This window comes from Gemmatimonadaceae bacterium (genome assembly GCA_019752115.1).
Classification (GTDB): domain Bacteria; phylum Gemmatimonadota; class Gemmatimonadetes; order Gemmatimonadales; family Gemmatimonadaceae; genus Gemmatimonas.
This window is the reverse complement of record JAIEMN010000077.1, coordinates 36,481-60,612: the sequence shown is the minus strand read 5'-3', so window position 1 is coordinate 60,612 and position 24,132 is coordinate 36,481. Positions and strand designations below refer to the sequence as shown.

Here is a 24,132-nt window from a genome sequence, read left to right as displayed (position 1 = left end):
CCGACCAATCCCTTTGTCTCGTGCCATGCTCCCAATCTCTCAAAGCGGGGAGCCTCCATCAAACCCGGGGCGCTTCACACCGTCCAAAGCCGGGCGGCATAACGAATCGCTGCTGCCGACGGGGCTGGGGCAGATGGTGACTGGCTCGTTGCGCCCACCTGTCGCATTCTTATGAGTCCCCGCGGCAGAACTTGGCGTTATATCGGTGGAACCACCATCTTGACCAGGTGTATATACAAGTGTAGGTTTGGCAATGACGTTCGAGTGGGATCCCGCCAAGAGCGCTCGCAACTGGCAACAGCGCGGCTTTGACTTCGCGTTCGCCTGCCAGATTTTCGAGGGGACGTACGTCGAGTACGATGATCTCCGCCGGGACTACGGGGAACGGCGCGTCATTGCCCTCGGTCTCGCGGAGGGCATTCCGCTCACGGTTGTGTTCACCGATCGCATCGATGCGGATGGGCACCTCGTTCGGCGTCTGATTTCTGCCCGTGTGAGCCATCGAAAGGAGCGCCGTCGCTATGCCGAAAGCCTCAAAGCTATCCAAACACCCGACGAAGGGTCGCGCTGATCTCGCGCGCCTGCGGCGCATGACCGATGCGGAGATCGAGGCGACCTCGCCGCCGGAGTTGCGCAATCTGCCTGAGGATTTCTGGCAGGGCGCGCGTGTCGTCACGCCGGTAACTAAAGAGGCCATCTCGATCCGGCTCGATACGGACGTGGTCGCGTTCTTCCGAAAGGCCGGGCCGCGCTATCAGTCCCGGATCAATGCGGTGCTCCGGAGTTACGTCGACGAGATGGCGCAGCGCGAGCGTCCACGAAAGTCCAAGCGAGCGACATAACGGGTCGCTGCTGCCGACGGGGCTGCTCACTGTTGGTGGCTGGCCCGCTGCGCGGGCCTGCCACATTGTTAGGAGGCCCCGCGGCAGAGCTTTGCGTTAGGCCACCACCAGTCTCGTGGGAGAACGCATGCCTCAGGTAAGTCGCCAAGATCCGCCGACCAACGGCCTCAATTGGGTGCCCTTCTCCAGCATGGCTGGCGGGTGGCTTGGTCCGCTCCTGCTGTTTTGGCTCTACGTCTGGGGGCCGTTACGGCCGTACGCGTATCCGGCCGGCGATCTGCTCCCCGACGCGTGGTTCGGTGTGATCGTTGCGGCGTGCATTGCGCTGTGGTGGCTGCTACCGCGCGGCTACTTCGAGCTGCGTGAGTTTGAACGCACCGGGCAGATCTACCGCCGGCTGGGGGTTCCGATCTTCCGGCGATTCGCTCCGCATGGCGATTTCGCGAATCAGTGGGAGCGCCGCGCCAATCCACACTTCCGAGTCATCCGGGGGCGCCGCTCGGCGGCGGAGTTCCTTGTGCGTACGGAGCAAAGCGAGCGAGGACATCTGGTCCTCCTGGCCCTGGGAGCCGTCTCGGCCGCTTACGCCGTCAAGGTCGGGTGGTTTGGGTGGGCGGTGTATCTGAGTGTTGGAAACGTGCTGGTGAACGTCTATCCCATTCTTTTGCAGCGATATACGCGAAGTCGCTTGCGTGCGGTGCTCCGATAACAGCGGTATAGGCGACGTCTGAACAGCCGGGAAGATAGGTGACACTTTGTCCGGGGACATGGTTAACAGTCTTTCTTGAGTGACGGCGCGCCGGTAATGGTGCGTGTGCGCTCGTCGAATCGACCGAGCAGGGTTTGGTAGTAGAGCACGTTCCAAATGCCATCGTCGATCTCTTCCAGGCCGATCATTTCGTCGTTGAGCGCCTGACTGAGGAACTGTTGGCCGTTGTGCAAGCGGAAGGTGCCGGCGCTGCTGACGCGCCGTACTTCGAAGTGGCCGGGATATGTGGGCGGGGTGACGCGCCTGGGAAAGGGGCGGGTCGAGGGATGCCAGCGCGAGGCCGGCGTCTCGTCGTTGAGGGCTTCATGCGGCCTGATCTCGTTGTACGTCTGCACGAACGCATTGAACACCCGCTGTTGCAGATTGGCATTCGCGGCCGCGGGCTTCGCGGCTTGCGCCTTCAGTACTCGATGCATGCGTTCATGGGCGCCGTTCTCTTGCGGACTTGCTGGCGTTATCCGTTGATGCACGATCCCGAGTTGCAGCCACCACGCGTTGAGGCGATTCAATCCGTGAATGCCATTCGAAGCGAACGGTGCCCCGTTGTCACTGCGGATTGCATCCGGGAGTCCAAATCGACGGAAGAGCTGTCGCAGCTGGCGGCGCACGCCGTCCGCTTTCACGTCCGGAAAGCTCTGGCAACACAGCACATAGCGACTGAAGTGATCGACGATGGTCAACGGATAGCAATAGATGCCATCACGGGTCCGAAACTGTCCTTTGAAGTCGATGGTCCACACTTGATTGGGCGCCGACGTCTGCAACGGCGCGGCACCCGGGTGCTTCCAATGCGTGCGCGAGCGGCGGCGTCGAACACACCCGTTTCTCGCCAAGATGTCGAAGATCGTGCTCCGTGCCGGCCACTCGGCGGTCGGGTCCTTGGTCTGCAGTCGCTTCAAGATCTTTCGAGCACCCCATCCATATCGGGCGTGCTCCGCGAGGATCAGCGCGACGGTGTCGGCCGACGTCTCGCTGGGCGAGCTCAGCGGGGCACGGCTGTGTTCACTCAGTCCCGCCACGCCAGCGGCCAGGAAGCGCTCGCGCCATTTGTACCCGGTGTTGCGACTGATCCCGTACCGGGCGCACAGTTCCGTCATGGTCCACAGGCCGCTGGCGAGGTCCTGCGCGAAGTGATGTCGCTCGAACATGGGATTGGTCTCCAGCCAAGGCATCGTCATCACTCCGAAAAGGGATTCGGAAAGTGTTAACCATGTCCCCGGACAAGTGTGAACCATGTCCCTGTACTGTACCCTGTCCATGCCTAACGGGTCGCTGCTGCCGACGGGGCTGATTGAGGAGCGCGACCGTCTCACTGCGTTCGCCTGTCGCACTGTTAGGAGGCACCGCAGCCGAACTTGGCGTTCGGTGCGGCGCTGATAATTGCTGAGGCTCCTTGTCCGGCTGCTGTGCAAGGATGCGAAGAACGGGTAACCTTGTTGGACCTACAATGAAAGGAATATGAGTTCAGGCATCTGTCCGCACTGTGGCGAGCAGGCGTTAACGCTGTGGCAGCGATTTTCTCTCGGGCCGGTCAAGAGCAAGAAGTGTCGGCACTGCGGAAAGCGAGTGCTAGGGTCGTGGATGGCGTTGCTGATCTGTATCGGTTTGTTCGGCCCGCACCTGCTGCTCGAGCGGCCTCAACCCGATCGGCTAACGGCAACACTCGTGCTCATCTATCTGGCTGGACTCATGGTGGCCGTTCAGCTGAGGCAGCCTCTCTCGCGCGGCGAGTAGCTACGGCACCGAACGGGTCGCTGCTGCCGACGGGGCTGTTTGTGGAGAGCGACTGGCTCGCGACGCTCGACTGTCGCATTGTTATGAGGCCCTGCGGCGGAGCTTTGCGTTCGGTGGCAGCTGCGCGGCGCAGGCATTCCTGCGGCGTTCGGTATTCCTCGGTGATAGTCATGTTCCCTGCTCCTGACGTCTCGCTCGATGCGGTGCTCCTAGGCCCTGCCGACCCCGAAATCGTCGCGCTCGAAGCCGCGCTGCGACGTGCCCAGCTGGCCGCTGATGTTAGTGGCTTGGATGCGCTGCTGGCGGACGATCTGTTGTTCACCGGGCCCGATGGCGTCGTCGGGACGAAGGCCCAGGATCTCGCCGCGCATGCGTCAGGGCAGGTGCGGTTCCTCGGCCACGATCCAGAAGAACTTCGCATTCGACGCGTCGGGCCGAACGTCGCGATTTGCGCCCTCTCCACACGACTGGCGGTGGAAGTCGCGGGCTCGACGGTGCGCGGTCGCTTTCGCTATACGCGCGTGTGGGCGCGCGAACACGACAGACCGTGGCGGGTCGTCGGGGGGCACGTGGCCGCCGTCCCCGATGCGGGTGCCCCCCCGGCAGCTTGACGGTGGGACAGCGATTCGAAGGAGAATGCCGTGAGATCGAGTCCACGTCTGTCGCAATGTGCGACCCCGCGCGGAGGGGTCCTGCTCGCCGCGCTTGCCGTACTCGCGTGCGCCGGGCGCCGCGATCTCACGCCGCGCATGGACGCCGCGGCACTGACCTATCTGTCGTCCGCGCCACCGGATTCTGCGTTCGTCTCATTCGGTATCGCCCGCTCGCCCGACGGCCAGCTGTTCGCTCGGAGCGATTCCACGGGCGAACACGAGCGGCGGGTGGTCGTAATTCGCGTCGCGCAACGTGATTCCATCCCGGTCATCACGATTCGCGAGGCGGATCCATGGTCTGGAATCTCGCATCGGTACGCGTGGACCACGGATGGTACGGCGCTGCTCATACGCGGAAGCGGCGCAGTCACAGGACGCGAATCGCGCGTCCTGTGTCTCGTCTATCGAGTCGCCGAAGGGGACTTGCTCGAGCCAGACGCGTGTCCACCGTGATCGGCCGTCGGTGGCGTGAACCGAGCCGGACTCAGCCGAATGGATCGCTGCGGCCGACGAGGCGAATCCAGGAGGGCGACTGGCTCACGGCGTTCATCTGTCGCATTGTTATCGGGCCCCGCGGAAGATCTTTGCGTGAGCCCACGATCAGTCTCCAGTGAGGACACATGCCTCAGGGAAGGCGCCACGATCGGCCGACCAACGGCCTGAACCTTGTGCCGTTCTCCAGCATGGCTGGCGGCTGGCTTGGTCCGCTCCTGATGTTTTGGCTCTACATCTGGGGGCCACTGCGGCCATTCGCGTATCCCGCCGGCGATCTACTCCCGGACGCGTGGTTCTCGGTACTCGTCGCCGCGTGCATCGCGATGTGGTGGCTGCTGCCACGCGGCTACTTCGAACTGCGCGAGTTTGAACGCACCGGGCGGATCTACCGCCGGCTCGGGGTTCTGCTCTTTCGGCGCTTTGCGCCGAATGGCGATTTCGCCAATCGGTGGGAGCGTCGCGCCAATCCACACTTCCGAGTCATCCGGGGGCGGCGCTCCGCGGAAGCGTTCCTCGTGCGTACGGAGCAAAGCGAGCGAGGACATCTGGTCCTGTTGGCCTTGGGAGCCGTATCTGCCGCGTACGCCCTCAAGGTGGGATGGTTCGGCTGGGCGTTGTACTTGAGTGTGGGAAACGTGCTGGTGAACGTCTATCCGATTCTCTTGCAGCGCTATACGCGATCCCGCTTGCGCGCGGTGCTCGGAGAGCGCCTGCACAGGTAGGCGACCACTTCGGGGCGCCACACACCGCGTCGTCCGGCCCGTCTGCGCGCTACGGCTGTACCCGAGCGAGGAACGCGCGCATCTCCTGCTCGACGCGATCGCCCGCGCTCAGGAAGACGTAGTGCGTGGCGTTGGTCAACGCGACGATCGTGGCACCGGGAATTCCGGTGCGGAATCGCTCGCGCCCCGTGGTGGTCACCCGATAGCCGATGCGATAGGTGGAGTCGGCGAGCGCGCGCAGTGTGGGGGGCAGCGACCAGTACCCGTCGATCAGTACCTCCGGCCGATCGGGTGGCAACACGTTGAAGATGCCCAGTACGGGCACGCGCACCTTGGTGAAATCGATGACGGCCGTCCCAAGAATGACCTTGCCTACGGCGTCGGTCGCGACCTCACCCTCGAGCCGACCGTCGGCCCGAAAGCGCATCAGCGTGGATAGTTCGCCAACCGGCACGGGGCCACCGATGTTCTTCAGTCGTGTCATGTACCGGGCGAACGCCGCGGGCGAGGCGGAGTCCGCGGCGGACGGCTGTGGCGTCAGTGCCTCTTGCGACGGCATGCTCGCGAGCTCCTTCACGCGCGCCGGGCCGTAGTCATAGGCATCCAGGTAGATCAGCGCGTGCAGTCGCTCCGGTGCCGTTGCCGCAAGCGTGCTCAGTTCATCTCCGGCGATCGAATGCCCCGCCAACACGGCACGGCGTGCGCCAAGGCTGTCGAGCACCGTGACGATATCGCGAGCGCGTGTCGCGGCATCGTAGCCACCCGTCGTGTTCGTCGACCGGCCGAAGCCGCGCCGCGTGACGGCCACGACGTGAAAGCGATCGCGGAAGCGCAGAGCGAAATCGTCAAAGATGTGGGCACTGTTGCCCAACCCCGACAGAAACACGAGCGTAGGGCCGGTACCGCCCCAGTCCAGCACCTCGAGCTGCACCGACGGCGCAACGGTTATGAGGCGCATCTGGTGTGGTGACGGATCGACGGGGGAGCCACCGGCGATCACCAGAGCGGCAGCAAGCACCAGTGGCTTCACGGGTCTCATCTCCTTGAGCGGGCGCGTCCGGGACAGGTATTTCGATAGGGCGGCGGGGCGTTGGCGGCCGTCCCCGGCACCGGCGTCACATCCGGCGCCCGTGCATCGGCACCTTCAGCTGGTATACGATGCTTTCATCGGGGGAGCCTTCGAGCGTGTCCACACCGTAGCGCACGGCTCGCGGGTCGCCATTGACCATGGTGCCGAGGAGGCGGTCCCAGAACGAGAACACGTTGCCGAAGTTGGTGTCCGTCCAGGGCAGTTCCATGTGGTGATGGAACTTGTGCATGTTGGGGGTCACGAAGACCCAGCTCAGGGGGCGATCGATCCACGCCGGCACGTTGATGTTGGCGTGCGTCAGATACGTGAAGAAGATCGTCACCACGCGATAGAAGACGTAGAACGCCAACGGGATGCCAAACACCAGCACGGTGGCGGCGGAAAACAGCTCCCGAATGACGTAGTCGAGCGGGTGGTGCCGAGTGCCCGTGGTGGCATCGACGTGCGTATCGCTGTGGTGGACGAGGTGAAGCCGCCACATCCACTTCACGTGGTGCAGCAGGTAGTGGGCGAACCACTGCGCCACGAAATCGAGCGCCAGCACCGCGATCACGAGTTCCACCCACATGGGCCACGCCACCAGGTGGAGCAACCCGAAGCCGTGCGCGTCCGACCACACGTACGCGCCGGCCATCGCGGCCGTGAACAGCCCATTGATCAGCATGGACGTGGTCAGGAAGAACAAATTGACGCGGGCGTGCTTCCACTTCGAGTACGGGAAGCGCACGAGCGGGACGGCGCCCTCGAGCGCCCAGAAGATTGTCAGGCAGGCGAACGCCCAGCCGAGCTTCTGCCCCGACGACATGGTCGCAAAGAACTGCGCGAAAGAATTCATGGCTCGAAGCTGTGCCGCAACGCCGGCCAAGTCCAGCTATCGCGACGCGGCGGCTCCCTTCAGCAGCGCCGCGAGGTCCGTCGTGACAATGCGCTGCGTGGTCTGATATCGCAGATAGACGACCGTCTTGCCGTCCGGCGTGAACTCGCCACCGAGTTCGTTTTCAGGTGTGTGCGTGAGCCGGCGAATCGATCCGTCGGCGATCGTGAGCAGGTAGAGATCGTTGGCGCCCTGGTCGGGGAGTCGAAACGTGACCTGCTTCGCGTCCATGGTCGGCCACCCGAGGTCGGCATTGGCAGGGAGAAGCATGCGCCCACCGCCGCCGGTCGTCGACAGCAGCATGCCCCGGTGGGTTCCTCCAGGCTGCTCCACCATCGCGAGCATGGAATCTGCCGACAGCGGTCGATAGCTGAAGGTATTGGAGCGGCTCCAGATCTCCTGCAGGGTGCCGTCATCCCGGACACCCACGACTCCGAACTGCCCGCCCTTCGGGTTGAGCAGCATGGCATACTGGCCCGGATAGCCGGCGCGCGCGAACAGATCGATGATCGCGCCGTCATTGGTCACCCGGACCGGGGTACCGCCAGCGCGCGGCACCCGCCAGAGATCCCCCAGGCGACTGTCGCGGTCGGCCTTGAAGAGCACCTCGGTGCCGTCGGCACTCCAGATCGACGCGTCTTCAGCACCGGGCCAATTCGTAAGCTGGCGCGGAGCGCCGCCCCCCACGTCCACGATCCAGACGTCCCGACTTCCGCCACGATCCGACGTGTAGACGAGCGACTGCCCGTCGGAGGAGAAGAGCGGACGGGAGATGTCGTACTCACCGGACACGAGCGTGCGGATGGCGCCACCGGTGACCGGAAGGACCCCAAGCTCACGCGATCCACCGCCGCGGTTGACGATGACGGACGCCGTTTTCCCATCGGGGGCGACCCAGAAATCACTGAGCCGCACTGAGTCGGGCGTGAGTCGGTGTTCGCCACCCGTGGCGACATCCATTGCCCAGAGGCCGTTCCGCTCGCTCGCGACGTTGAACGCCACCCGTAACGAACCGGGGCGCCACACGAGGGAGTTCGTCTCCTCGTCCCGGCTGTTGGTGACGCGGTGCTCTTCACCGCCGGCGGCGGCCACCACCCACACGTCGGTTTGTCGCCCACGATCGGAGAGGAACGCCACCCACGCCCCATCGGGTGACCACGCGCCACCGAAGTCGTTGCGCACGTTGTGCGTGAGCTGGCGCGGTGCGGCACCGTCGATCGGAGCGATCCACAGGTCCGCCGTCCCGGTGCGCCGCGACTCGTACAACACGGATTTGCCATCGGGCGACCACGGTGCTGTCACCGCCAACTCGAACCCCTCGGTGGTGAGCTGCCGAGGCGTGGCACCGAGACTGTCCATGACCCACAGCGTGTACTTCGAGCCGTCTCCGATACTGACCAGGATCTGCGGCCCCACCGGGGACGGTATGGCATTGTACGGCCGCTGCTCACCGGGCAGCAGCGGGCGCGTCGTCCCGTCGGCGATCGAGAGCAGGTCGGTGCGTAACGATCCATCGGCAGATGACCGCAGGAAGGCCAGCGCCCGCCCGTCGTGAGTCCACCCGATCGGTAACTCGATTCCCGCATCACGGGTCAGGCGATCCAACTGGCTGGTGGCGAGCGTGACGGCGACCACGTCCATGGCACTGAACTGGTTCGATGCCGCCGCGATCCGCGAACCATCGGGGCTCCAGACGGGCGAATTGGCGCCGCCGCGAATGCCGAGCGACTTCGGATTGCTCAGGTCGGCATTGGCGACCCAGAGCATCTGGTCCGTCGTGGAGTCGCCCGCCGGCGCCCAGTAGGCGACCTGGCGGCCATCCGGCGAGAATGCGGGATACGCATGTCGGGCGCTGTCGGGCGAGAGCGCCACCACAACGGGCGTTGCGGCGGAGGATGCGGTCTCGCTCTTGGTGCACGCGGTCACCGCGACGGCCAGCCCGAGCAATGAGGTGAGGGCCCAGCGCTTCATTTCCGTTCTCCCGATGCCGGTGTTCCACTCAGGGCACTGCCGATGCCGCTGGCCACCAGGGCCACGACTTCGCTCTGCGCCGCAAGCACGTTGCTGACGTTGCGTTCGTAGCTGTCCGACCAGAGCACGCGCGTGCTCACCGGGTCACTGAGCTGCACGTTGATGCGCATGACGTCTCCCGCACGAAACACTGTCGTCTCGACGATGCCGCCGAGCGCCAGTTCCTTGGCGATTTCCTCGGTGCTCTTACTGCTCTTGTTGTAGCGCATCATCGCCGAGCGGGATGCCACCCCCGTCACGTTGGCGCGCGTGAGCGCGCTGGTGAGCGCGTCGTGCATCGCGGCGACGAACACGGAGTCCTTCCCGGAGATGTCTTCGATGGGCATCACGCCCAGTTTTGCGATGCGCGGGGCGGAACCGGCACTCCCGTTGGATCGATTCAGCAGCAACGCACCGGCGGCACCACCAAGCACCAGCACCGCCGCGGCGACCGCCAGCCACGGTCTGCGCGCCCCCGCGGGCCGTGCCACCGTCGCCTTGTGCGGCGCGGTCTGCGCCGGGGTCATGCCCCCACTCGGCGCATTGGGAATTTCTTCGAGTCTCGCCAGCAACGCCTCGGCGCTGGCCCAGCGATCGGTGCGGTGCTTGGCCAGGCAGCGCATGACGGCGTCACCGAGGATGGCCGGCGTGCCGGGGCGCACCGTGCGGATGTCCGCCGGCGTCTCCATGACGTGCGCGGCGAGCATGGCCTGCGCCGTGGGGGCCTCGAACGTGGGGCGACCGGCGAGCATCTCGTAGGCCAGCAGCCCGAGCGCGTAGATGTCGGCGCGCGCGTCCACGTCCGCTTCGCCCATGGCCTGTTCGGGGGCCATGTACTGCGGCGTGCCCACCGCCATGCCCGTGGTGGTGGCCGCGTCCGTCCCGGACGCGGTGACGGCCTTGGCGACCCCGAAATCGGTGACAATCGCGTGGCGCCCGGACAGCAGCACGTTGGCGGGCTTGATGTCCCGGTGGATCACGCCGCGCGCGTGCGAGTACGCGAGCGCGTCGGCCACTTCGTGCATGATGCGGATGACGTCCCCGATCGGCAGCTGGCCGTCGCGATCGAGCCGGTCCCGCAGCGACTCCCCCTCCACGAAGGGCATGACGTAGAACAGGAACCCGTGCACCTCGCCCGAGTCGTACAGCGAGAGGATGTGCGGGTGGTTGAACTGGGCGACCGTGCGGATCTCGCGTGGAAAGCGATCCGCACCGAGGGCCGCGGCCAGCTCCGGCTTGAGCACCTTGAGCGCGACGTTGCGGTGGTGCTTGCGGTCCTCGGCCAGGAACACGGTGGCCATCCCGCCGACCCCGATCTCGCGGAGAATGGTGTAGCGGTCCGCGATCGCGCGGACGAGGTCGGCAGGCGGGGTGCTCACGGCGTGAACGATACGGCACGGCGAGGGACTCGGACAGGGTCGCCGGGCGCCGCCACCACCCGCAGCAGCAGCCGGCGTCATGCCGCTGTCTCATACGGCTGAACTCACGTCGATGGACGGCGCGTTGAACCGCGGTAGAGACGCGACGGGGTAACGAACGGGCTCGCGGGACAGGTTCGCGAACCCAACGGCTTGACACGCGGTGAGCGACGGGACCAACGTCCCGCATGCAGGAATGGCTGAGTCGCCTCACCAACGCCCTCGCCGGGACGTTCCGCCTCGAGCGCGAACTCGGCGCCGGGGGAATGGCGACCGTGTATCTCGCGCAGGACGTGCGACACCAGCGCGCGGTCGCGATCAAGGTGCTGCGTCCGGACGTCGCACTCGCTCTCGGCCGCGAGCGCTTTCAGCGCGAGATCGCCATCGCCGCGCCGCTCGCCCACCCGAACATCGTCGCCGTCCTCGACTCCGGGGAGGCAGACGGGATGCTGTACTACGTGATGCCGTACGTGCCCGGCGAGTCGCTGCGCGCCCGCATGCAACGGGAGGGAGAACTCCCGATCGCGGATGCCCTGCGGATCGTGCGTGGCCTCCTGCGCGCCCTCACGTATGCGCACGCGCACGGCGTCGTGCATCGCGACCTCAAGCCCGAGAATGTGCTGCTCGCGGGCGACGAACCGCTGCTTGCCGACTTCGGGATTGCGCGCCCCTCAGCGCCATCGCCGGACGAGACGCGCCTGACGTCGACCGGCATGGCCGTCGGGACTACTGCGTACATGTCGCCCGAACAGGCCGCCGGTGATCCCCGCGTCGATCATCGAACCGATCTGTACGCGCTGGGTATGCTCTGGTACGAGATGCTCGCCGGGGCCCACCCGTTCGCCGCGCTGTCGCCCCAGCAACAGGTGGCGGCGCACTTCACGCACGCGATCGAGCCCGTGCACGCCGTACGCCCGAGTGTCCCGGAGTCGGTCGCCGCGATGCTCGCGCGCTGTCTTGAGAAGAGACCCGCCGATCGCTGGCAGGACGCGACCGAGCTCCTGCGCCAGCTCGACACCTTCTTGGCGAAGGGGACGGGCGACTCGTGGCGCGAAGGCGCCCCGGTTCCGATGATGCGGGCGTTCCGCCTCGACGAGGAGGTCCTCGTTCGCATGACGGATGGATTCGATCCGCGCATGCCGGGTGATGCGATCCGCTATCTCGACAACGGGAGGATCTCCGACACCCTCATCTGCTACCTGCCGCGCTGGGGGATCGACGCGACCGACGGGGTGGATGTCCTGCAGCAGACGCCGTTCCGCGCCATCAGCCCGGAGCTCTTCGGCTTCGATCCGGATCGTCGCTACCGCATCGCGCTCCCGATTGACGACCACCTCGTCCTGCTGGGGGCGTTGCTGGAGTCGGTTGCGACGACGAGCGGCGCGACGCGCATCGTCGTCGTGGGCTTTTCCACCGGCGCCGACCTCGTGATGCGGCTCGCCGCGGCGCCGCGCGAACGCGTGGCCGCGCGGATCGACGGCGTGCTTGCGATCGGCGGGAATCTCGCGACCGAGACGGCCTTCCTGAGCAGCGTCCTCGCGCAGTTGGGAAACGCGCGGGAGGATGGGCTCCTCCCCTTCCTGCTGCGCGTCACCGGCCGACAGGAGCAGCTGCAGGACTGGCTCGATGTGAACGAATACCTCGTGCGCCTCGTGCGGCGGTTCCGCGCGGATCCGGCGATCCTGCGCAACTTCGCGCACGGCATCGCCTCGCCGTTCGCCGAGGAGGGGGCGCTCGTCCCGTTCGTCCGCTGGTACCGCGCCCTCGCCGAGCGTGGGAGCCGGATCCGGTGCGTCTTCGAGGACAACGCCACGTACCGCGGGCTCGTCCGGCAGCTGCAACCGACGGGCACGGGTTCGCCGTTCGGCGCGAGCTACCAGCCCGGCTCCCTCACGATCGAGCCGGGGGCGGGGCACTTCGACCTCGAACGCCCGGAGATCGTCCTTCGCCACCTCGACCAGTTCGTGCAGCTGTTGCGTGGGGCCTAGGTGATTCGGCGTATAGGGTCGGGGCGACGCGCAGCGGCGCCGCCACCACCGCGGTCGCTCTTGCACCGCTGTCCGCCAATGCTCAATTCGACGTGATGCGAACACGCTTCCTGATCAGCGCTGCGGTCTGCACCATGGGCGCGGCCGCCGCGAGCGACGTCCCGGCGCGCCCGGGGGCCAGCGTCGGCCCCGTCCCGATTCGCTTCACCGCCCACCCGGTGGACTCGTCCGTGGTCGACGGCTACCAGGTGGTCGTCGCCGACATCAACCACGACGGGCGCCCCGATCTCCTCGCCCTGAGCGAGGAGCTCGCGTGGTACGAGAGCCCCCGCTGGCAGCGGCACGTCATCGTCGCCCGTGGCGAAGATCCCATCAACGCGGCGGTCGCCGACCTCGACGGCGACGGCATCCCCGAGATCGCGCTCGCGCACGGCTTCTCGACCCGCTACGCGGAGAGCGCGGGATCGCTCACGCTGCTCACGCACGTGGGCGATCCGGCGGGCCCCTGGAGCCGACGCGAGATTGACCGCGTGCCGACGTCGCACCGCCTCCGCTTCGTGCAGGTCGATGGCGACGCACAACCGGTGCTCGTGAACGTTCCGCTCATTGGCGCCCAGTCGGTCGCGCCGGACTATCGCGGCACGGTGCCGGTGCTGGCGTACCGACCCGGCGCGTGGACGCGCGAGGTGATCACCGAGGAGCTTCACGGCGTCATTCACGGCATGCTGGTGGCGCGATGGCCGGGCGAGTCGTACGAGTCGGTGCTGAGCGCGGGTTTCGAAGGGGTACACCGCTTCCACCGCGAGCAGGGCAGGTGGGTACGCGAACGGCTCGTTCCGGGCGACCCGAGCGCGTGGCCCAAGAGCGGGGCGAGCGAGATTGTGGTTGGTCGCGCCGGGCGCGCGCGGTTCCTCGCGACCATCGAGCCGTGGCACGGGAACCAGGTGGTGGTCTATCGCGAGGCCAACGGCGCCTGGACGCGCCACGTCATCGACTCCACGCTCGTTGACGGCCACACGCTGGTGCTCGGCGACTTCGACGGCGATGGCACCGACGAACTCGTGGCCGGCGAGCGGCAGGGGCGCAAGAGTGCCTATCTCTACCGCCTCACGAATGCCAAGGCTGACACGTGGACGCGCATGACGCTCGACGACAGTCGCATGGCGGCCGCAGGTTGCGCTGTGGCGGACCTGAACGCCGACCGGCGCGCCGACGTGGTGTGCCTCGAGCAGGCGCGACTCACCTGGTATGAGAACCGGCCGTAACGCGCGCGCCTTGGCGCGGGGGGCTGTGTTGAGGCAACGGTCGCGTCGTGCGGGTCGCGTCTACCAACGGGGCTGACACGTGGGGGAGGCTGGCCCGCTGCGCGGAACCGCTGCATTGTTGTGAGACCCCGCGGCCGAAGTTGGCGGTAGGCAATTCAATCGGAGTGCGTAATGACGGATGTTCCCGTGGCGCAACGCGACGCTCGACTTCCCGGGCGTTTACGCTTCGGTGTGGCGGTGCTCCTGATAGAGGCAGCCTGGTCGTTCTGGCTACTGATCGGCGGCACCAGCGGCTCCCTGATCGCGACCGCATGGGGGCAGACGTTCCTGTTGGCGGCACTGCTGGCCGCGCTCGTGCCTCAGTGGCAACGGACGGCCGCGGCGCCGCTGGGTTCAGTGCGCCTCGCGCCGCGTCGCGGTCGGACGTTCGGCGCCGCGGTCGTCGCCGGGTTCTACCTGGGCGCGGTGCTCGCATATGGCTTCTCGTTTCGACACGCGTGGAGCGAGGTGGCGCCGTGGAGCACCGGTGCGGTGTTCCTGATCGCGGTGTACGGCGCGCTCCTCGGCGTTCCCTGGCTGCTGTGGCGGTCGCTGCGATGAGCGCGCCGGCAGGCGCCGCGGTGTTGGGCGGGCGCGCGCGGCAGCACGTGGCGTTCTGCGGTTCCACACCGTGATCGCGTCCTTCTCGATTTCCTCTCCTCTTCCGTCTCCCCCTTCCGTGTCGCTCGCGATCGATTGCAGTGGTCTGCCGGACGGCGTTGCCCGGGTCGCACGCGCATTGGCGGCGGCGGCGGGGGCGCAGGCGGTGGTCCTCGCTGGCTCCCGGAGCTCACCGGCGGCGGTCGATGCGGCCAGCGATTGGGACCTGACCGTCTACTATCGCGGCGCCCTCGATCTCACACCGCTCGCCGCGTTCGGCGACGTGCACCCGCCCGGCTCGTGGGGCCGCCTGATGAACGGGGGCGCGTGGCTCACCGTCGATGGCCTCGCGGTGGACGTGATGCTCCGTGACCTCACCGTGGTCGAGCACTGGACCGCGGAGGCGCACCGCGGCGTGTATGAGCTTGACGCGATCCTCGGCTATCTCGCTGGGCTTCCCACCTACGTGCTCATGGCGGAACTCGCTGCCGGCCGAGTCCTCGCGGGCGAGCTCCCGGTTGTCGGCGCGATGCCACCGGCGCTCGTCGCCGGGGCCCTGCCGCGATGGCGGTTCGCGCGCGACTTCAGTCTCGAGTACGCGCGCATGCACGCGGCCCGGGGGAACGTGGTTGGCGCGGTTGGACAAGCCGCGAAGGCCGTGGTCGAGGAAGCGCATGCGCGTCTGTGCGCGCGCGGGCAGTGGGCGTTGAATGAGAAGCGCATGCTCCGCATGGCCGGACTCAAGGACGCCGAGGTGCACTTCCAGTCGCTCCCCGCGGCCACCTCAGAGGTGGCGTCGTGGCTCCACGCGCTCGAGGACCTCTTGGCCGGCCGTCCGCGCACGACCGGATAACGGCGCGTTCGCCGGAACCATTGCCCCCTTCGGTCATGCCACACAAACCGAACGCTAATGAAATGCGCCGCGCCGCCGCGCGCCGCCTCGGACGAAATCTCGTGGCCATGACGGAGGCATCTGAGGCCGAGTTCGAGCAGGTGGATGAGGTAGTTGGCGGGGGGATCAGCTACCTGCTCGGCACGGTCTTGCTCGCGCTGTTCGGCGCGATCCTCGGCAGCGGTTGGGCGCTCTGGCTGCAGGGCCTCGTCGGAGTTGCGGTGGCCGCTCTCGTGGTCGTCGCGCGCCAGGTATGGCGCGCCAACACACCGCCGCCAGCACCTCCTGATCCGGATCCCCCGTTTGTCCGGGTGACGCCACGCCGTCGCCGCAGGGGAGGAGGTCGCAACCGCCGTTGATGGGGCCCGACCGGTGTCGCACGGCCGTCCCGTGCCTCACCGATTGCTTGTGGTGCGCGACGTCGCGCGCTGCCGCCGACGGGGTGCATCACGAATGGCGACTGGCTCGCGGCGCTCGCCGGCCGCATTGTTCTGAGGCTCCGCGACAGCACCTGGCGTGCGGTGACACCCACCAGCGATTGATTCCGTCCACTCCGTCCACCGAGGATGCGTCGCCATGACACGTCGGTTGCTCGCGAACCTCACGTTGATGGCGCTGATCGTGAGTTGCCTGGTGCAGGTCGGCGCACAGTTGTTCGCGGTCTCGATGATCGCGCGGGTCCTCCAATCCGCGCCCCCGCGCTCCTTTGCCATCCTGGAAGGGCCTTACCACTACGACAGCAGCGCCTTTTGGGACGTGGTTCCGGCGCTCACCGGCGGACTGTTTCTGCTCGCCCTCATCGCCAATTGGCGGACGGACCGTCGAACACTCCTCGGCGGCGCCTTTGCGCTGTTTCTCCTCGCCGGTGTGGCGGCGGGCACCTTCGTCGAACCGATGTTCGACCGGCTGGTCGCCGGGGGCTATCGCGACGTCGTAGACCCGGCACTGCAGGCGCAGGCGGCGACCTGGTATGCGTGGGATCGCGCCATCTGGGTGCTCGGTCTGGCCGCCGGGATCCTGCTGCTCGCCGCACTGACCCGGCCTGTTATCCACCGCGCCACCTAAGCGGGCGTTCGCTCGGTTAGTAACGCTTGCCGATATTAACGGAATGCGTTAACATTCTCCCGTGATCACCTCGTTCGCCGACCCGGCTACGGAGCGCCTCTTCCGGCGTGGGCGGCCCCGTAGTCTACCGCCCGAGCTGCACCGGCTCATGCTGCGCAAACTCGTGCTCCTCGACGCGGCGGAACGGCTGGAGGATCTGCGCGTGCCACCCGGAAATCGGCTGGAGAAGCTCCGAGCCGATCGGGCGGGTCAGCACAGCATTCGTATTAACGATCAGTGGCGCCTTTGCTTTCGCTGGGAGAGCGGGAACGCGCTGGACGTCGCGATCGTGGACTACCACTAGGAGGAGCCATGGCCACAAAGAAGCTGGCGCCGATTCACCCGGGCGAGATCCTCCAGGCCGACTTTCTGGAAGCGTTCGGGCTCTCGCAGTACCGGCTCGCCCAAGACATGAGTGTGCCGGCGCGACGCATCAATGAGATCGTGCTCGGGAAGCGTGGCATCACGGCGGACACGGCCCTGCGCTTGGCGCGCTACTTCGGAACGAGCGATCGGTTCTGGCTCAACCTACAGGCGCGCTTCGATCTCGAGACGCAACGGGACCTGCTTGGCGCGCGTCTCGAAGAGGAAGTGCAGCCACTGCAGCACTGAACAGCCGGGAAGATAGGTGACACTTTGTCCGGGGACATGGTTAACAGTCTTTCTTGAGTGACGGCGCGCCGGTAATGGTGCGTGTGCGCTCGTCGAATCGACCGAGCAGGGTTTGGTAGTAGAGCACGTTCCAAATGCCATCGTCGATCTCTTCCAGGCCGATCATTTCGTCGTTGAGCGCCTGACTGAGGAACTGTTGGCCGTTGTGCAAGCGGAAGGTGCCGGCGCTGCTGACGCGCCGTACTTCGAAGTGGCCGGGATATGTGGGCGGGGTGACGCGCCTGGGAAAGGGGCGGGTCGAGGGATGCCAGCGCGAGGCCGGCGTCTCGTCGTTGAGGGCTTCATGCGGCCTGATCTCGTTGTACGTCTGCACGAACGCATTGAACACCCGCTGTTGCAGATTGGCATTCGCGGCCGCGGGCTTCGCGGCTTGCGCCTTCAGTACTCGATGCATGCGTTCATGGGCGCCGTTCTCTTGCGGACTTGCTGGCGTTATCCGTTGATGCACGATCCCGAGTTGCAGCCACCACGCGTTGAGGCGATTCAATCCGTGAATGCCATTCGAAGCGAACGGTGCCCCGTTGTCACTGCGGATTGCATCCGGGAGTCCAAATCGACGGAAGAGCTGTCGCAGCTGGCGGCGCACGCCGTCCGCTTTCACGTCCGGAAAGCTCTGGCAACACAGCACATAGCGACTGAAGTGATCGACGATGGTCAACGGATAGCAATAGATGCCATCACGGGTCCGAAACTGTCCTTTGAAGTCGATGGTCCACACTTGATTGGGCGCCGACGTCTGCAACGGCGCGGCACCCGGGTGCTTCCAATGCGTGCGCGAGCGGCGGCGTCGAACACACCCGTTTCTCGCCAAGATGTCGAAGATCGTGCTCCGTGCCGGCCACTCGGCGGTCGGGTCCTTGGTCTGCAGTCGCTTCAAGATCTTTCGAGCACCCCATCCATATCGGGCGTGCTCCGCGAGGATCAGCGCGACGGTGTCGGCCGACGTCTCGCTGGGCGAGCTCAGCGGGGCACGGCTGTGTTCACTCAGTCCCGCCACGCCAGCGGCCAGGAAGCGCTCGCGCCATTTGTACCCGGTGTTGCGACTGATCCCGTACCGGGCGCACAGTTCCGTCATGGTCCACAGGCCGCTGGCGAGGTCCTGCGCGAAGTGATGTCGCTCGAACATGGGATTGGTCTCCAGCCAAGGCATCGTCATCACTCCGAAAAGGGATTCGGAAAGTGTTAACCATGTCCCCGGACAAGTGTGAACCATGTCCCTGTACTGTACCCACGCGAGCTAACGGGTCGCTGCTGCCGACGGGGCTGATCAAGGTGAGCGACTAGTTCGCTGCGCTCACCTGTCGCATCGTTATGAGGCTCCGCGGCAGAGCTTGGCGTTCGCTGACCGCCCGTCTGAACCGTTTGATCAGTTGGTCCACGCCTAACTCTCGCAGATCAGGAACTCCGCCGCGCTGCACTGTTGCCCATTTTCACCTCGCCAGTTGCGAGTCGCGACGAATGCGGTCGGGCACGCGGTGGTGTGACGCGCTCCGACCGATCGCCATTTCAGCAGATCAACCGAGGCTATGAGCGACCGCCTGTTCGCGTATGACCGCCGGATCGTGGTCAATAGTATTCGCGCCACATTGGCGCCGTGGCAGGACAAGCTGATCGCAGTGATCGGCCTGCTCATGCTTGTCGCCGGACTGCGCACCTCACTCGCGCATCGCCCATGGACCGAAGCGTCGTGGGCCGCTTTGGCCGTCGGAGGTGCAGTCGGCCTCACGGCGGGACGAGTGATCGCGGTGCGCCTGGCTTTCCATGCCTGTGACGGTGCCTTGGCCGCCGATGCGTTGCGCGCGCCGACGCGCCAACGCTACCTGATCGCTGGGCACGCGGTCGGGTTGCTCGTGCTGGCCGTCGTCACGCTCGTCGCCCGTCCCTCCCTCATGCTCGTGAGCCTGCCGGCCTACGCGGCCGGTGCCCTGGTCGGTGGTGGGATACTCGGTTTCGGCCCCTCCGAACGAGCCGTGCAAGCGCTGCGATACCGGCGGATGATCAGATCATGGGTGCAGCATCCGCGAGCCGGAATGGTCAGTGCGGCAACGTTGTCGTTGTCACTCTGGCTTCTGGCAGGCGTTGTGGGCACCATCGCCATCAGGGCCATTGCTGGCCTTCAGGCGGCCATCATGGTCCTGGCGCTGACCGTCGTTGAGCATGGACTCGTTCGCTTTTTGACGATCGCGGGACAGAGTCCATGGCAGATCATTGCACGACACGCGCGGGGCGCGCTGCTGTTTGTGGCACTGGCTCCGCTCATGTGCGCACTGGCCGTGGATGTGATGGCGGCCGGCATTGTCGCGGCGATCGCGATCGCGGCCTTGCTGCTCATGACCATGCGCATCTTGGCCTATCGCCTTCACGGCAAGCGCTCCGCTGATGTGCTTGTCTCGATCCTGGTCGCGCTGCTGATATTGGTCGCATTCTCTCTGCCCATCATGACGCCCCTCGTCGCGATCGCCATGCTCTGGCTGTTGCTGCGGCGGTCAGCGACAACGACGTGGATGCTCGCGTGACGCCGATCGTTCACCTTGATGCCGTATCCGTGGAGCGCTCCGGGGTGCGGGTCATTCACGGCATCAGTTTCGCCGTGAGCCGGGGATCGTGGTTCGGCTTGATTGGGGCGAACGGATCGGGCAAGTCTACCCTGCTGCGCGCCGTCGCCGGCCGGTTGCCATTTGCCGGTGGGTCCTGCCGCATTGACGGCGATGAACTGAGCATGGATCGAGCCGCACGCGCAACACGATTCGGTTTCGCGCCTCCGACTGACACGCTACCCGATGCCTTGCGGGTGCGCGAGCTGCTGGAGCTGATCGGCGGAAGCGTGGACCACTTCTCCCCGCGCATGGCTCCGCTGCGTACCGCCCTCGGACTGGATGCCCTACTTGACCGCTGGATCGGTGACTGCTCGGCCGGGACGCGGCAGCGCATTGCGATCATGCTCGCCTTTGTGGGGGACCCGGCGTTCGTGGTACTGGACGAGCCATTCAATTGGCTCGATCCGGTCGCCAGTTTTGATCTACGACACGCCCTGCGCGTGATGGTTGATGGCGGCCTCACGCTGATGACGGCGCTGCATGATCTTGGCACACTCGCGAGCGCGTGCGATACCGGGCTGGTGCTCGCGGATGGCAAGGTCGCCATGGCGTTGGACGAGGAGCTCCTTCGGTCCGCCGCCAGGAATCCGCAGGCGTTCGAACAGCGAACGATCGAACTGCTGCGGGCCAACAGCGCGCTGGCGGTTCCTGGACGCGTTTGGGGAGAGGACGAATGACTCCGGTTGCCGACGGTCAAGGCGGAACTACGGACCGACGTCGGGGCGACCGCTGACAGTCTCGTCGAAGACGGCAGGCTTGTACGCGGCGTTTACCGCGCACGTGCTGCCGTCGGGCGTGTCGTTCGGCGGGTTGCCCGAGCCATGTCTCGCGTCCGCTCGCGCCGCGGGCGACCGGTCTGCATACTCGGTGAGTGCGATGGCGAATCCATTCCAGCCAGTGCACCGTGCCCGAGTCCACATCCGCGAAGCGAACGCCTCCCACGTGGCTGCTTGGACTCGCCAATCTGTACGGTCTCGGACTCCTCGCGTGCGCGGTGATGGCGGGGCTCTTCACGTGGCGGCGGCGGCGTCCGTCGCTGCATCGCATCGATAGCCTGGCGTAGTTCGGCAACGCTGTGTGTCTTCCCACCTTCCTGGAGAGTGCGGTCGCATGGATGCATCGAAGCGGTCAGCGGTAGCAGGGGCGGCAGGCGCGATGGATCGACGGGAGGCCCTCGCCGCCTTGCTCGCGTGCGCCACGTTGCCATGGGTGCCGACGAGCGCCGCGGCGCTGCCTCGCGGTGCTGCGGATGCGGACGACGGGCTCCTCTACCGTACGCTGGATGACGTGGCGCAGGCGTTGCGGCGAGGCGAGCTCACCGCCGTGCAGCTGTTGGAGCAACAGCTGAGCCGTATCGAGCGGCTCGATGGTCGCTTGCACGCGTATCTCACCCTGATGCCCGAGTCGGCGATGGCCGAAGCGCGACGGGCGGATGCTGAGTTTCGCGCCGGACGCATACGGAGCGCGCTGCAGGGCATTCCGATCAGCGTGAAGGACTTGTGTGATACCAAGGGCGTCCGAACGACGGCGGGGCTGGCGCAGTTTGCGAACCGCGTGCCCACCGTGGACGCGACCGTGGTGGCCCGGTTGCGGCGCACGGGCGCGGTCATCGTCGGCAAGGCGAACCTGTGTGAAGGGGCCATGACGGGCTATGCCCGAACCTATCCGGTCCCGATCAATCCCTGGGTCGCCGACCGCTGGCCGGGTGGTTCCTCGAGTGGCTCGGGCGTCGCCGTCGCAGCGGGGCTCTGCTTCGGCAGCATCGGGACGGATACCGGCGGGTCGATCCGCTGGCCGTCCTGTCAGAATGGAATCGTTGGCCTCAAGCCGACCTTCGGACAGGTGAGCCGACATGGGGTATGGGGCCTGTCGCACTCATTGGATCACGTGGGGCCGATGGCCCGTTGCGTGCTCGACGTGGCGCACATCTTCGACGCCATCGCCGGAGCCGATCCGCTCGACGCGACGACCCGTGGGGCGCGCGCGAGCACGAGTGTGGCTGCGCTGCGGGGCGCGCCGTCACTGAAGGGGGTTCGGGTGGGTATCGACGAGACGTATCTGTTGTCCGGCATTGAGCCCGCGCAGATCACGGCGGCAGGGCAGGTGCGCGACCTCCTGCGCGACTTGGGGGCGACGATCGTCCCGATGCAGCTGCCCGACATGGCGGGGATCTCGGCGCAGCTGTGGCCGATCATGCAGTATGAAGCGGTCCGGATCCACGCCCGTCTGTATCCGGCAACGCGCGAGCAGTACGGCGCGTACTTCCGCGACTTTCTCGACGCCGGCCAGAAGGTCAGTCAGGCTGACTATGAGAAGGCCCAGCGCGAGCGCGCTGAGTTCAGCCGCGCCTTCCGCCGCGCGCTGCGCAGCGTCGATACGGTGCTGGCGCCCGGTGGGCGCTTCGGGGCATCCATTCAGCCCGAGGTGTTCTATGGTGGTACCGACACGTTAGCGGCGGTGCTGGCCACCTACATCGGCTCCTACTCGCCGCCGCTGCGCGCCATCGACTCGCTGGCGGCGCCGATGAACCTGGCCGGCACGCCGAGCGTGTGTCTCCCCACGGGTTTCGACGCCGATGGCCTGCCCACGGGCGTGCAATTTGCGGGCGAGCGCTACACCGAGGCGGTCCAGTTGCGGATCGCGTACGCCTGCGAACGTGCGCTCGCACGGCCGGCGCGTCACCCCGCGCTGGACGCGTAACGCGAGCGCAGATTGGCCATGAGGATGGGAGCGTCCTGCCGATGGCCGCTTGATGCATTCTCCAATTTGAAGATCTCCATGACCGCCACCTCCGATCCCTTCCTGCATCGCGTTGACGCTCGGCCAACGCGTTCGCCCTCCGCGTTTCCCGGCGCGCGCCAGCCTCTGGCGCCACACGCCGAGCCGCTGCTGCCGGCGCGGCGCGCATTCGGCGCGCGTCTCATGGCACGCGCGTTCGTATTGAGCGCGGCTTCGCTGATCGCGCTGCGGGCGATCGCCGGGTGGGTCGCGCAGCCGCTGCTCCCCGCCGGGTACACCAATCCGAAGTGGAAGGTTGAGCTGACTACGACGTCCGCGCAGCCGACCGTGGCGGTGGCCTTCCATCGTGAACACGGGCTGCATCTCTATCGCATTCCCGGGAATGCGTCAGGTGACGACCGACGGATTCTCCCCTTCGACATGGCGCATGGCGAGCTCTATCTGCTATCGCTCGGATGGGGGCAACTCGACGTGCGAGGCCGCGGCCCTCGCTGGGCGGAGATCGCCTCGTTCTCGGCGGTCGGGCGGACCGTCCGCGTGTTCAGTCACGCGATGGACACGGGGATTCGCACGGGCTGGTAATCCCCGCATATCACGAGTCGCGGCGGCGTTCGATCCAGGCGCCACCGGTGCGGCCATTGGATGCACTGCAGCGGCAACGGGGCGGAATCGATGCCATATTCGGACGTCCGCGCGTCCCGTCGCCGACTCGGTCGGCGCGCGGGCGCCGCTGTTGGTGTGGCGCACGCCGAGCATGGAGAGGGGCGCATGAGGCAGACGTATGCGCTGGAGATCGCCTTTGTCGTACTGGTTATCGCGCTTAGCCTAGTCGGGTTCTCCAGCCTGTTGACCGGCGATCAGTCGTGGCCAGACCCGTACCAGTCCCTGCACATCGTGACCAGTGTGGCCTGGCTTCTGCTGTTGCTCGGTCAACTCGTCTTGCTGCGTCAGCGGAACTTTCGCCGGCATCGGGTCATCGGCACGTCGATCTTCGTGGCGGGACCGATCGTCGTGGCCAGCGTGTCGCTCCTGACCGTGCATTCAGCCGCCAAGGACGCGATCGTCGGACGCGCCGACACACTCGTGGTGCAGAATGTCGCGTTCACCCTGGAAGTCGCGCTGCTCATGCTGCTCGCCTTCGTGCTGCGGCGGAATCGTCAGGTGCACGGGGCACTGCTGCTCAGCACCGCCTTGATGTTCATGGCGATCGCGTTGTTCTTCACCCTGATCAGCTACGTCCCGGGGTTTCGGGCCGAGGGACCGGGAACGCCACCCCGATTTGCGGAGGCGGGACAGATGAGCGCGATCGTGGGCGCCGTCGTCGGCCTGCTGTTCTTCCTGAGGCGTTGGCGAACCGGGTGGCCGTGGCTCCTCACCAGTGTGTTCTTTCTGGCCGACGGCTACGTCCAATTCCTGGTGGCCCAGGCCGATCAGACGAAGGCCATGACCGCCCTGGTCGCCTCCCCGGGGCGTGCGACAGGTTTCGTGCTGGGATTCACCGTCTTTGGAGCGCTGCTCGCGCTGGCGTGGCGGGTGAGTCAACCACGGCGGCCTAATCGCGAGCTGATGTCCGCCGCCGAGAGTGCGTGAGTGCAAATCGTGCCGCGCACGCCGTTCCGTCGCTCGCGC

Annotated in this window: 25 protein-coding genes; 19 read left to right on the top strand and 6 right to left on the bottom strand. The window is 66.4% G+C overall.

Going from position 1 to position 24,132, the window contains the following annotated elements; translation table 11 throughout:
• Positions 1-253 precede the first annotated feature (253 nt).
• The 3 genes from K2R93_21840 to K2R93_21830 all read left to right on the top strand — a co-directional run bounded on the left by K2R93_21840 (position 254) and on the right by K2R93_21830 (position 1,551).
• Positions 254-571, top strand: coding sequence for a BrnT family toxin (locus K2R93_21840; protein MBY0492493.1), 318 nt, complete (start codon positions 254-256; stop codon positions 569-571).
• Positions 572-590: 19 nt separating this feature from the next.
• The gene (locus tag K2R93_21835) at positions 591-842 is read left to right on the top strand and encodes a BrnA antitoxin family protein (protein ID MBY0492492.1); all 252 of its coding nucleotides are present in this window, start codon (positions 591-593) and stop codon (positions 840-842) included.
• A 127-nt stretch (positions 843-969) separates the two neighbouring features.
• The gene (locus K2R93_21830) at positions 970-1,551 is read left to right on the top strand and encodes a hypothetical protein (GenBank protein ID MBY0492491.1); all 582 of its coding nucleotides are present in this window, start codon (positions 970-972) and stop codon (positions 1,549-1,551) included.
• A 62-nt stretch (positions 1,552-1,613) separates the two neighbouring features.
• Here K2R93_21830 and K2R93_21825 read toward each other — a convergent pair whose 3' ends face one another.
• Complete coding sequence (locus K2R93_21825) at positions 1,614-2,870, bottom strand: IS481 family transposase (GenBank protein ID MBY0492490.1); 1,257 nt, start codon at positions 2,868-2,870, stop codon at positions 1,614-1,616.
• A 645-nt stretch (positions 2,871-3,515) separates the two neighbouring features.
• On the opposite strand from K2R93_21825, the gene K2R93_21820 reads away from it, so the two are divergent.
• Together K2R93_21820 and K2R93_21815 are read left to right on the top strand one after the other, a co-directional pair.
• Positions 3,516-3,956 (top strand): nuclear transport factor 2 family protein, encoded by a 441-nt coding sequence (locus tag K2R93_21820; GenBank protein MBY0492489.1) that lies wholly within the window; start codon positions 3,516-3,518, stop codon positions 3,954-3,956.
• Between the two features lie 662 nt (positions 3,957-4,618).
• On the top strand, positions 4,619-5,215 hold the full coding sequence (locus K2R93_21815; protein ID MBY0492488.1) for a hypothetical protein: 597 nt from the start codon (positions 4,619-4,621) through the stop codon (positions 5,213-5,215).
• A gap of 49 nt (positions 5,216-5,264) precedes the next feature.
• Here the strand turns inward: K2R93_21815 and K2R93_21810 are convergent, their stop codons facing one another.
• The 4 genes from K2R93_21810 to K2R93_21795 all read right to left on the bottom strand — a co-directional run bounded on the left by K2R93_21810 (position 5,265) and on the right by K2R93_21795 (position 10,568).
• Positions 5,265-6,245, bottom strand: a complete 981-nt coding sequence (locus tag K2R93_21810; protein ID MBY0492487.1) for an alpha/beta hydrolase — start codon at positions 6,243-6,245, stop codon at positions 5,265-5,267.
• Positions 6,246-6,330: 85 nt separating this feature from the next.
• Positions 6,331-7,140 carry a sterol desaturase family protein gene (locus K2R93_21805; GenBank protein MBY0492486.1) on the bottom strand — a complete coding sequence of 270 codons (810 nt, stop codon included), beginning with the start codon at positions 7,138-7,140 and terminating at the stop codon, positions 6,331-6,333.
• A gap of 36 nt (positions 7,141-7,176) precedes the next feature.
• Positions 7,177-9,150 (bottom strand): hypothetical protein, encoded by a 1,974-nt coding sequence (locus K2R93_21800; GenBank protein MBY0492485.1) that lies wholly within the window; start codon positions 9,148-9,150, stop codon positions 7,177-7,179.
• On the bottom strand, positions 9,147-10,568 hold the full coding sequence (locus K2R93_21795; GenBank protein MBY0492484.1) for a protein kinase: 1,422 nt from the start codon (positions 10,566-10,568) through the stop codon (positions 9,147-9,149). The genes K2R93_21800 and K2R93_21795 overlap by 4 nt, the downstream gene beginning before the upstream one ends.
• Positions 10,569-10,795: 227 nt before the next feature.
• On the opposite strand from K2R93_21795, the gene K2R93_21790 reads away from it, so the two are divergent.
• From K2R93_21790 to K2R93_21755, 8 genes are all read left to right on the top strand, one after another.
• Positions 10,796-12,595 carry a protein kinase gene (locus tag K2R93_21790; protein MBY0492483.1) on the top strand — a complete coding sequence of 600 codons (1,800 nt, stop codon included), beginning with the start codon at positions 10,796-10,798 and terminating at the stop codon, positions 12,593-12,595.
• 95 nt (positions 12,596-12,690) lie between these two features.
• Positions 12,691-13,860 (top strand): VCBS repeat-containing protein, encoded by a 1,170-nt coding sequence (locus K2R93_21785; protein ID MBY0492482.1) that lies wholly within the window; start codon positions 12,691-12,693, stop codon positions 13,858-13,860.
• A 171-nt stretch (positions 13,861-14,031) separates the two neighbouring features.
• On the top strand, positions 14,032-14,460 hold the full coding sequence (locus tag K2R93_21780; GenBank protein MBY0492481.1) for a hypothetical protein: 429 nt from the start codon (positions 14,032-14,034) through the stop codon (positions 14,458-14,460).
• 118 nt (positions 14,461-14,578) lie between these two features.
• A complete protein-coding gene (locus tag K2R93_21775) occupies positions 14,579-15,352 on the top strand; it encodes a hypothetical protein (protein ID MBY0492480.1) in 774 nt (257 codons plus the stop codon).
• A gap of 35 nt (positions 15,353-15,387) precedes the next feature.
• A complete protein-coding gene (locus K2R93_21770; GenBank protein ID MBY0492479.1) occupies positions 15,388-15,750 on the top strand; it encodes a hypothetical protein in 363 nt (120 codons plus the stop codon).
• A 217-nt stretch (positions 15,751-15,967) separates the two neighbouring features.
• Complete coding sequence (locus K2R93_21765; GenBank protein MBY0492478.1) at positions 15,968-16,456, top strand: hypothetical protein; 489 nt, start codon at positions 15,968-15,970, stop codon at positions 16,454-16,456.
• A 61-nt stretch (positions 16,457-16,517) separates the two neighbouring features.
• Positions 16,518-16,799, top strand: a complete 282-nt coding sequence (locus K2R93_21760) for a type II toxin-antitoxin system RelE/ParE family toxin (protein MBY0492477.1) — start codon at positions 16,518-16,520, stop codon at positions 16,797-16,799.
• Positions 16,800-16,807: 8 nt separating this feature from the next.
• A complete protein-coding gene (locus K2R93_21755; GenBank protein ID MBY0492476.1) occupies positions 16,808-17,107 on the top strand; it encodes a HigA family addiction module antidote protein in 300 nt (99 codons plus the stop codon).
• A 40-nt stretch (positions 17,108-17,147) separates the two neighbouring features.
• Here the strand turns inward: K2R93_21755 and K2R93_21750 are convergent, their stop codons facing one another.
• The gene (locus K2R93_21750) at positions 17,148-18,323 is read right to left on the bottom strand and encodes an IS481 family transposase (protein MBY0492475.1); all 1,176 of its coding nucleotides are present in this window, start codon (positions 18,321-18,323) and stop codon (positions 17,148-17,150) included.
• Positions 18,324-18,693: 370 nt separating this feature from the next.
• Between K2R93_21750 and K2R93_21745 the strand changes: the two genes are divergently transcribed.
• The 6 genes from K2R93_21745 to K2R93_21720 all read left to right on the top strand — a co-directional run bounded on the left by K2R93_21745 (position 18,694) and on the right by K2R93_21720 (position 24,093).
• Positions 18,694-19,683, top strand: coding sequence for a hypothetical protein (locus K2R93_21745; GenBank protein MBY0492474.1), 990 nt, complete (start codon positions 18,694-18,696; stop codon positions 19,681-19,683).
• Positions 19,680-20,441: an ABC transporter ATP-binding protein gene (locus tag K2R93_21740; protein ID MBY0492473.1), complete on the top strand. Its 762-nt coding sequence runs from the start codon at positions 19,680-19,682 to the stop codon at positions 20,439-20,441. The genes K2R93_21745 and K2R93_21740 overlap by 4 nt, the downstream gene beginning before the upstream one ends.
• A 227-nt stretch (positions 20,442-20,668) precedes the next feature.
• Positions 20,669-20,827 carry a hypothetical protein gene (locus K2R93_21735; protein MBY0492472.1) on the top strand — a complete coding sequence of 53 codons (159 nt, stop codon included), beginning with the start codon at positions 20,669-20,671 and terminating at the stop codon, positions 20,825-20,827.
• A 92-nt stretch (positions 20,828-20,919) separates the two neighbouring features.
• Complete coding sequence (locus tag K2R93_21730; GenBank protein MBY0492471.1) at positions 20,920-22,464, top strand: amidase; 1,545 nt, start codon at positions 20,920-20,922, stop codon at positions 22,462-22,464.
• A gap of 78 nt (positions 22,465-22,542) precedes the next feature.
• Positions 22,543-23,085 (top strand): hypothetical protein, encoded by a 543-nt coding sequence (locus K2R93_21725; protein MBY0492470.1) that lies wholly within the window; start codon positions 22,543-22,545, stop codon positions 23,083-23,085.
• A 186-nt stretch (positions 23,086-23,271) separates the two neighbouring features.
• Positions 23,272-24,093: a hypothetical protein gene (locus tag K2R93_21720; protein ID MBY0492469.1), complete on the top strand. Its 822-nt coding sequence runs from the start codon at positions 23,272-23,274 to the stop codon at positions 24,091-24,093.
• The last annotated feature ends 39 nt before the right edge of the window (positions 24,094-24,132 follow it).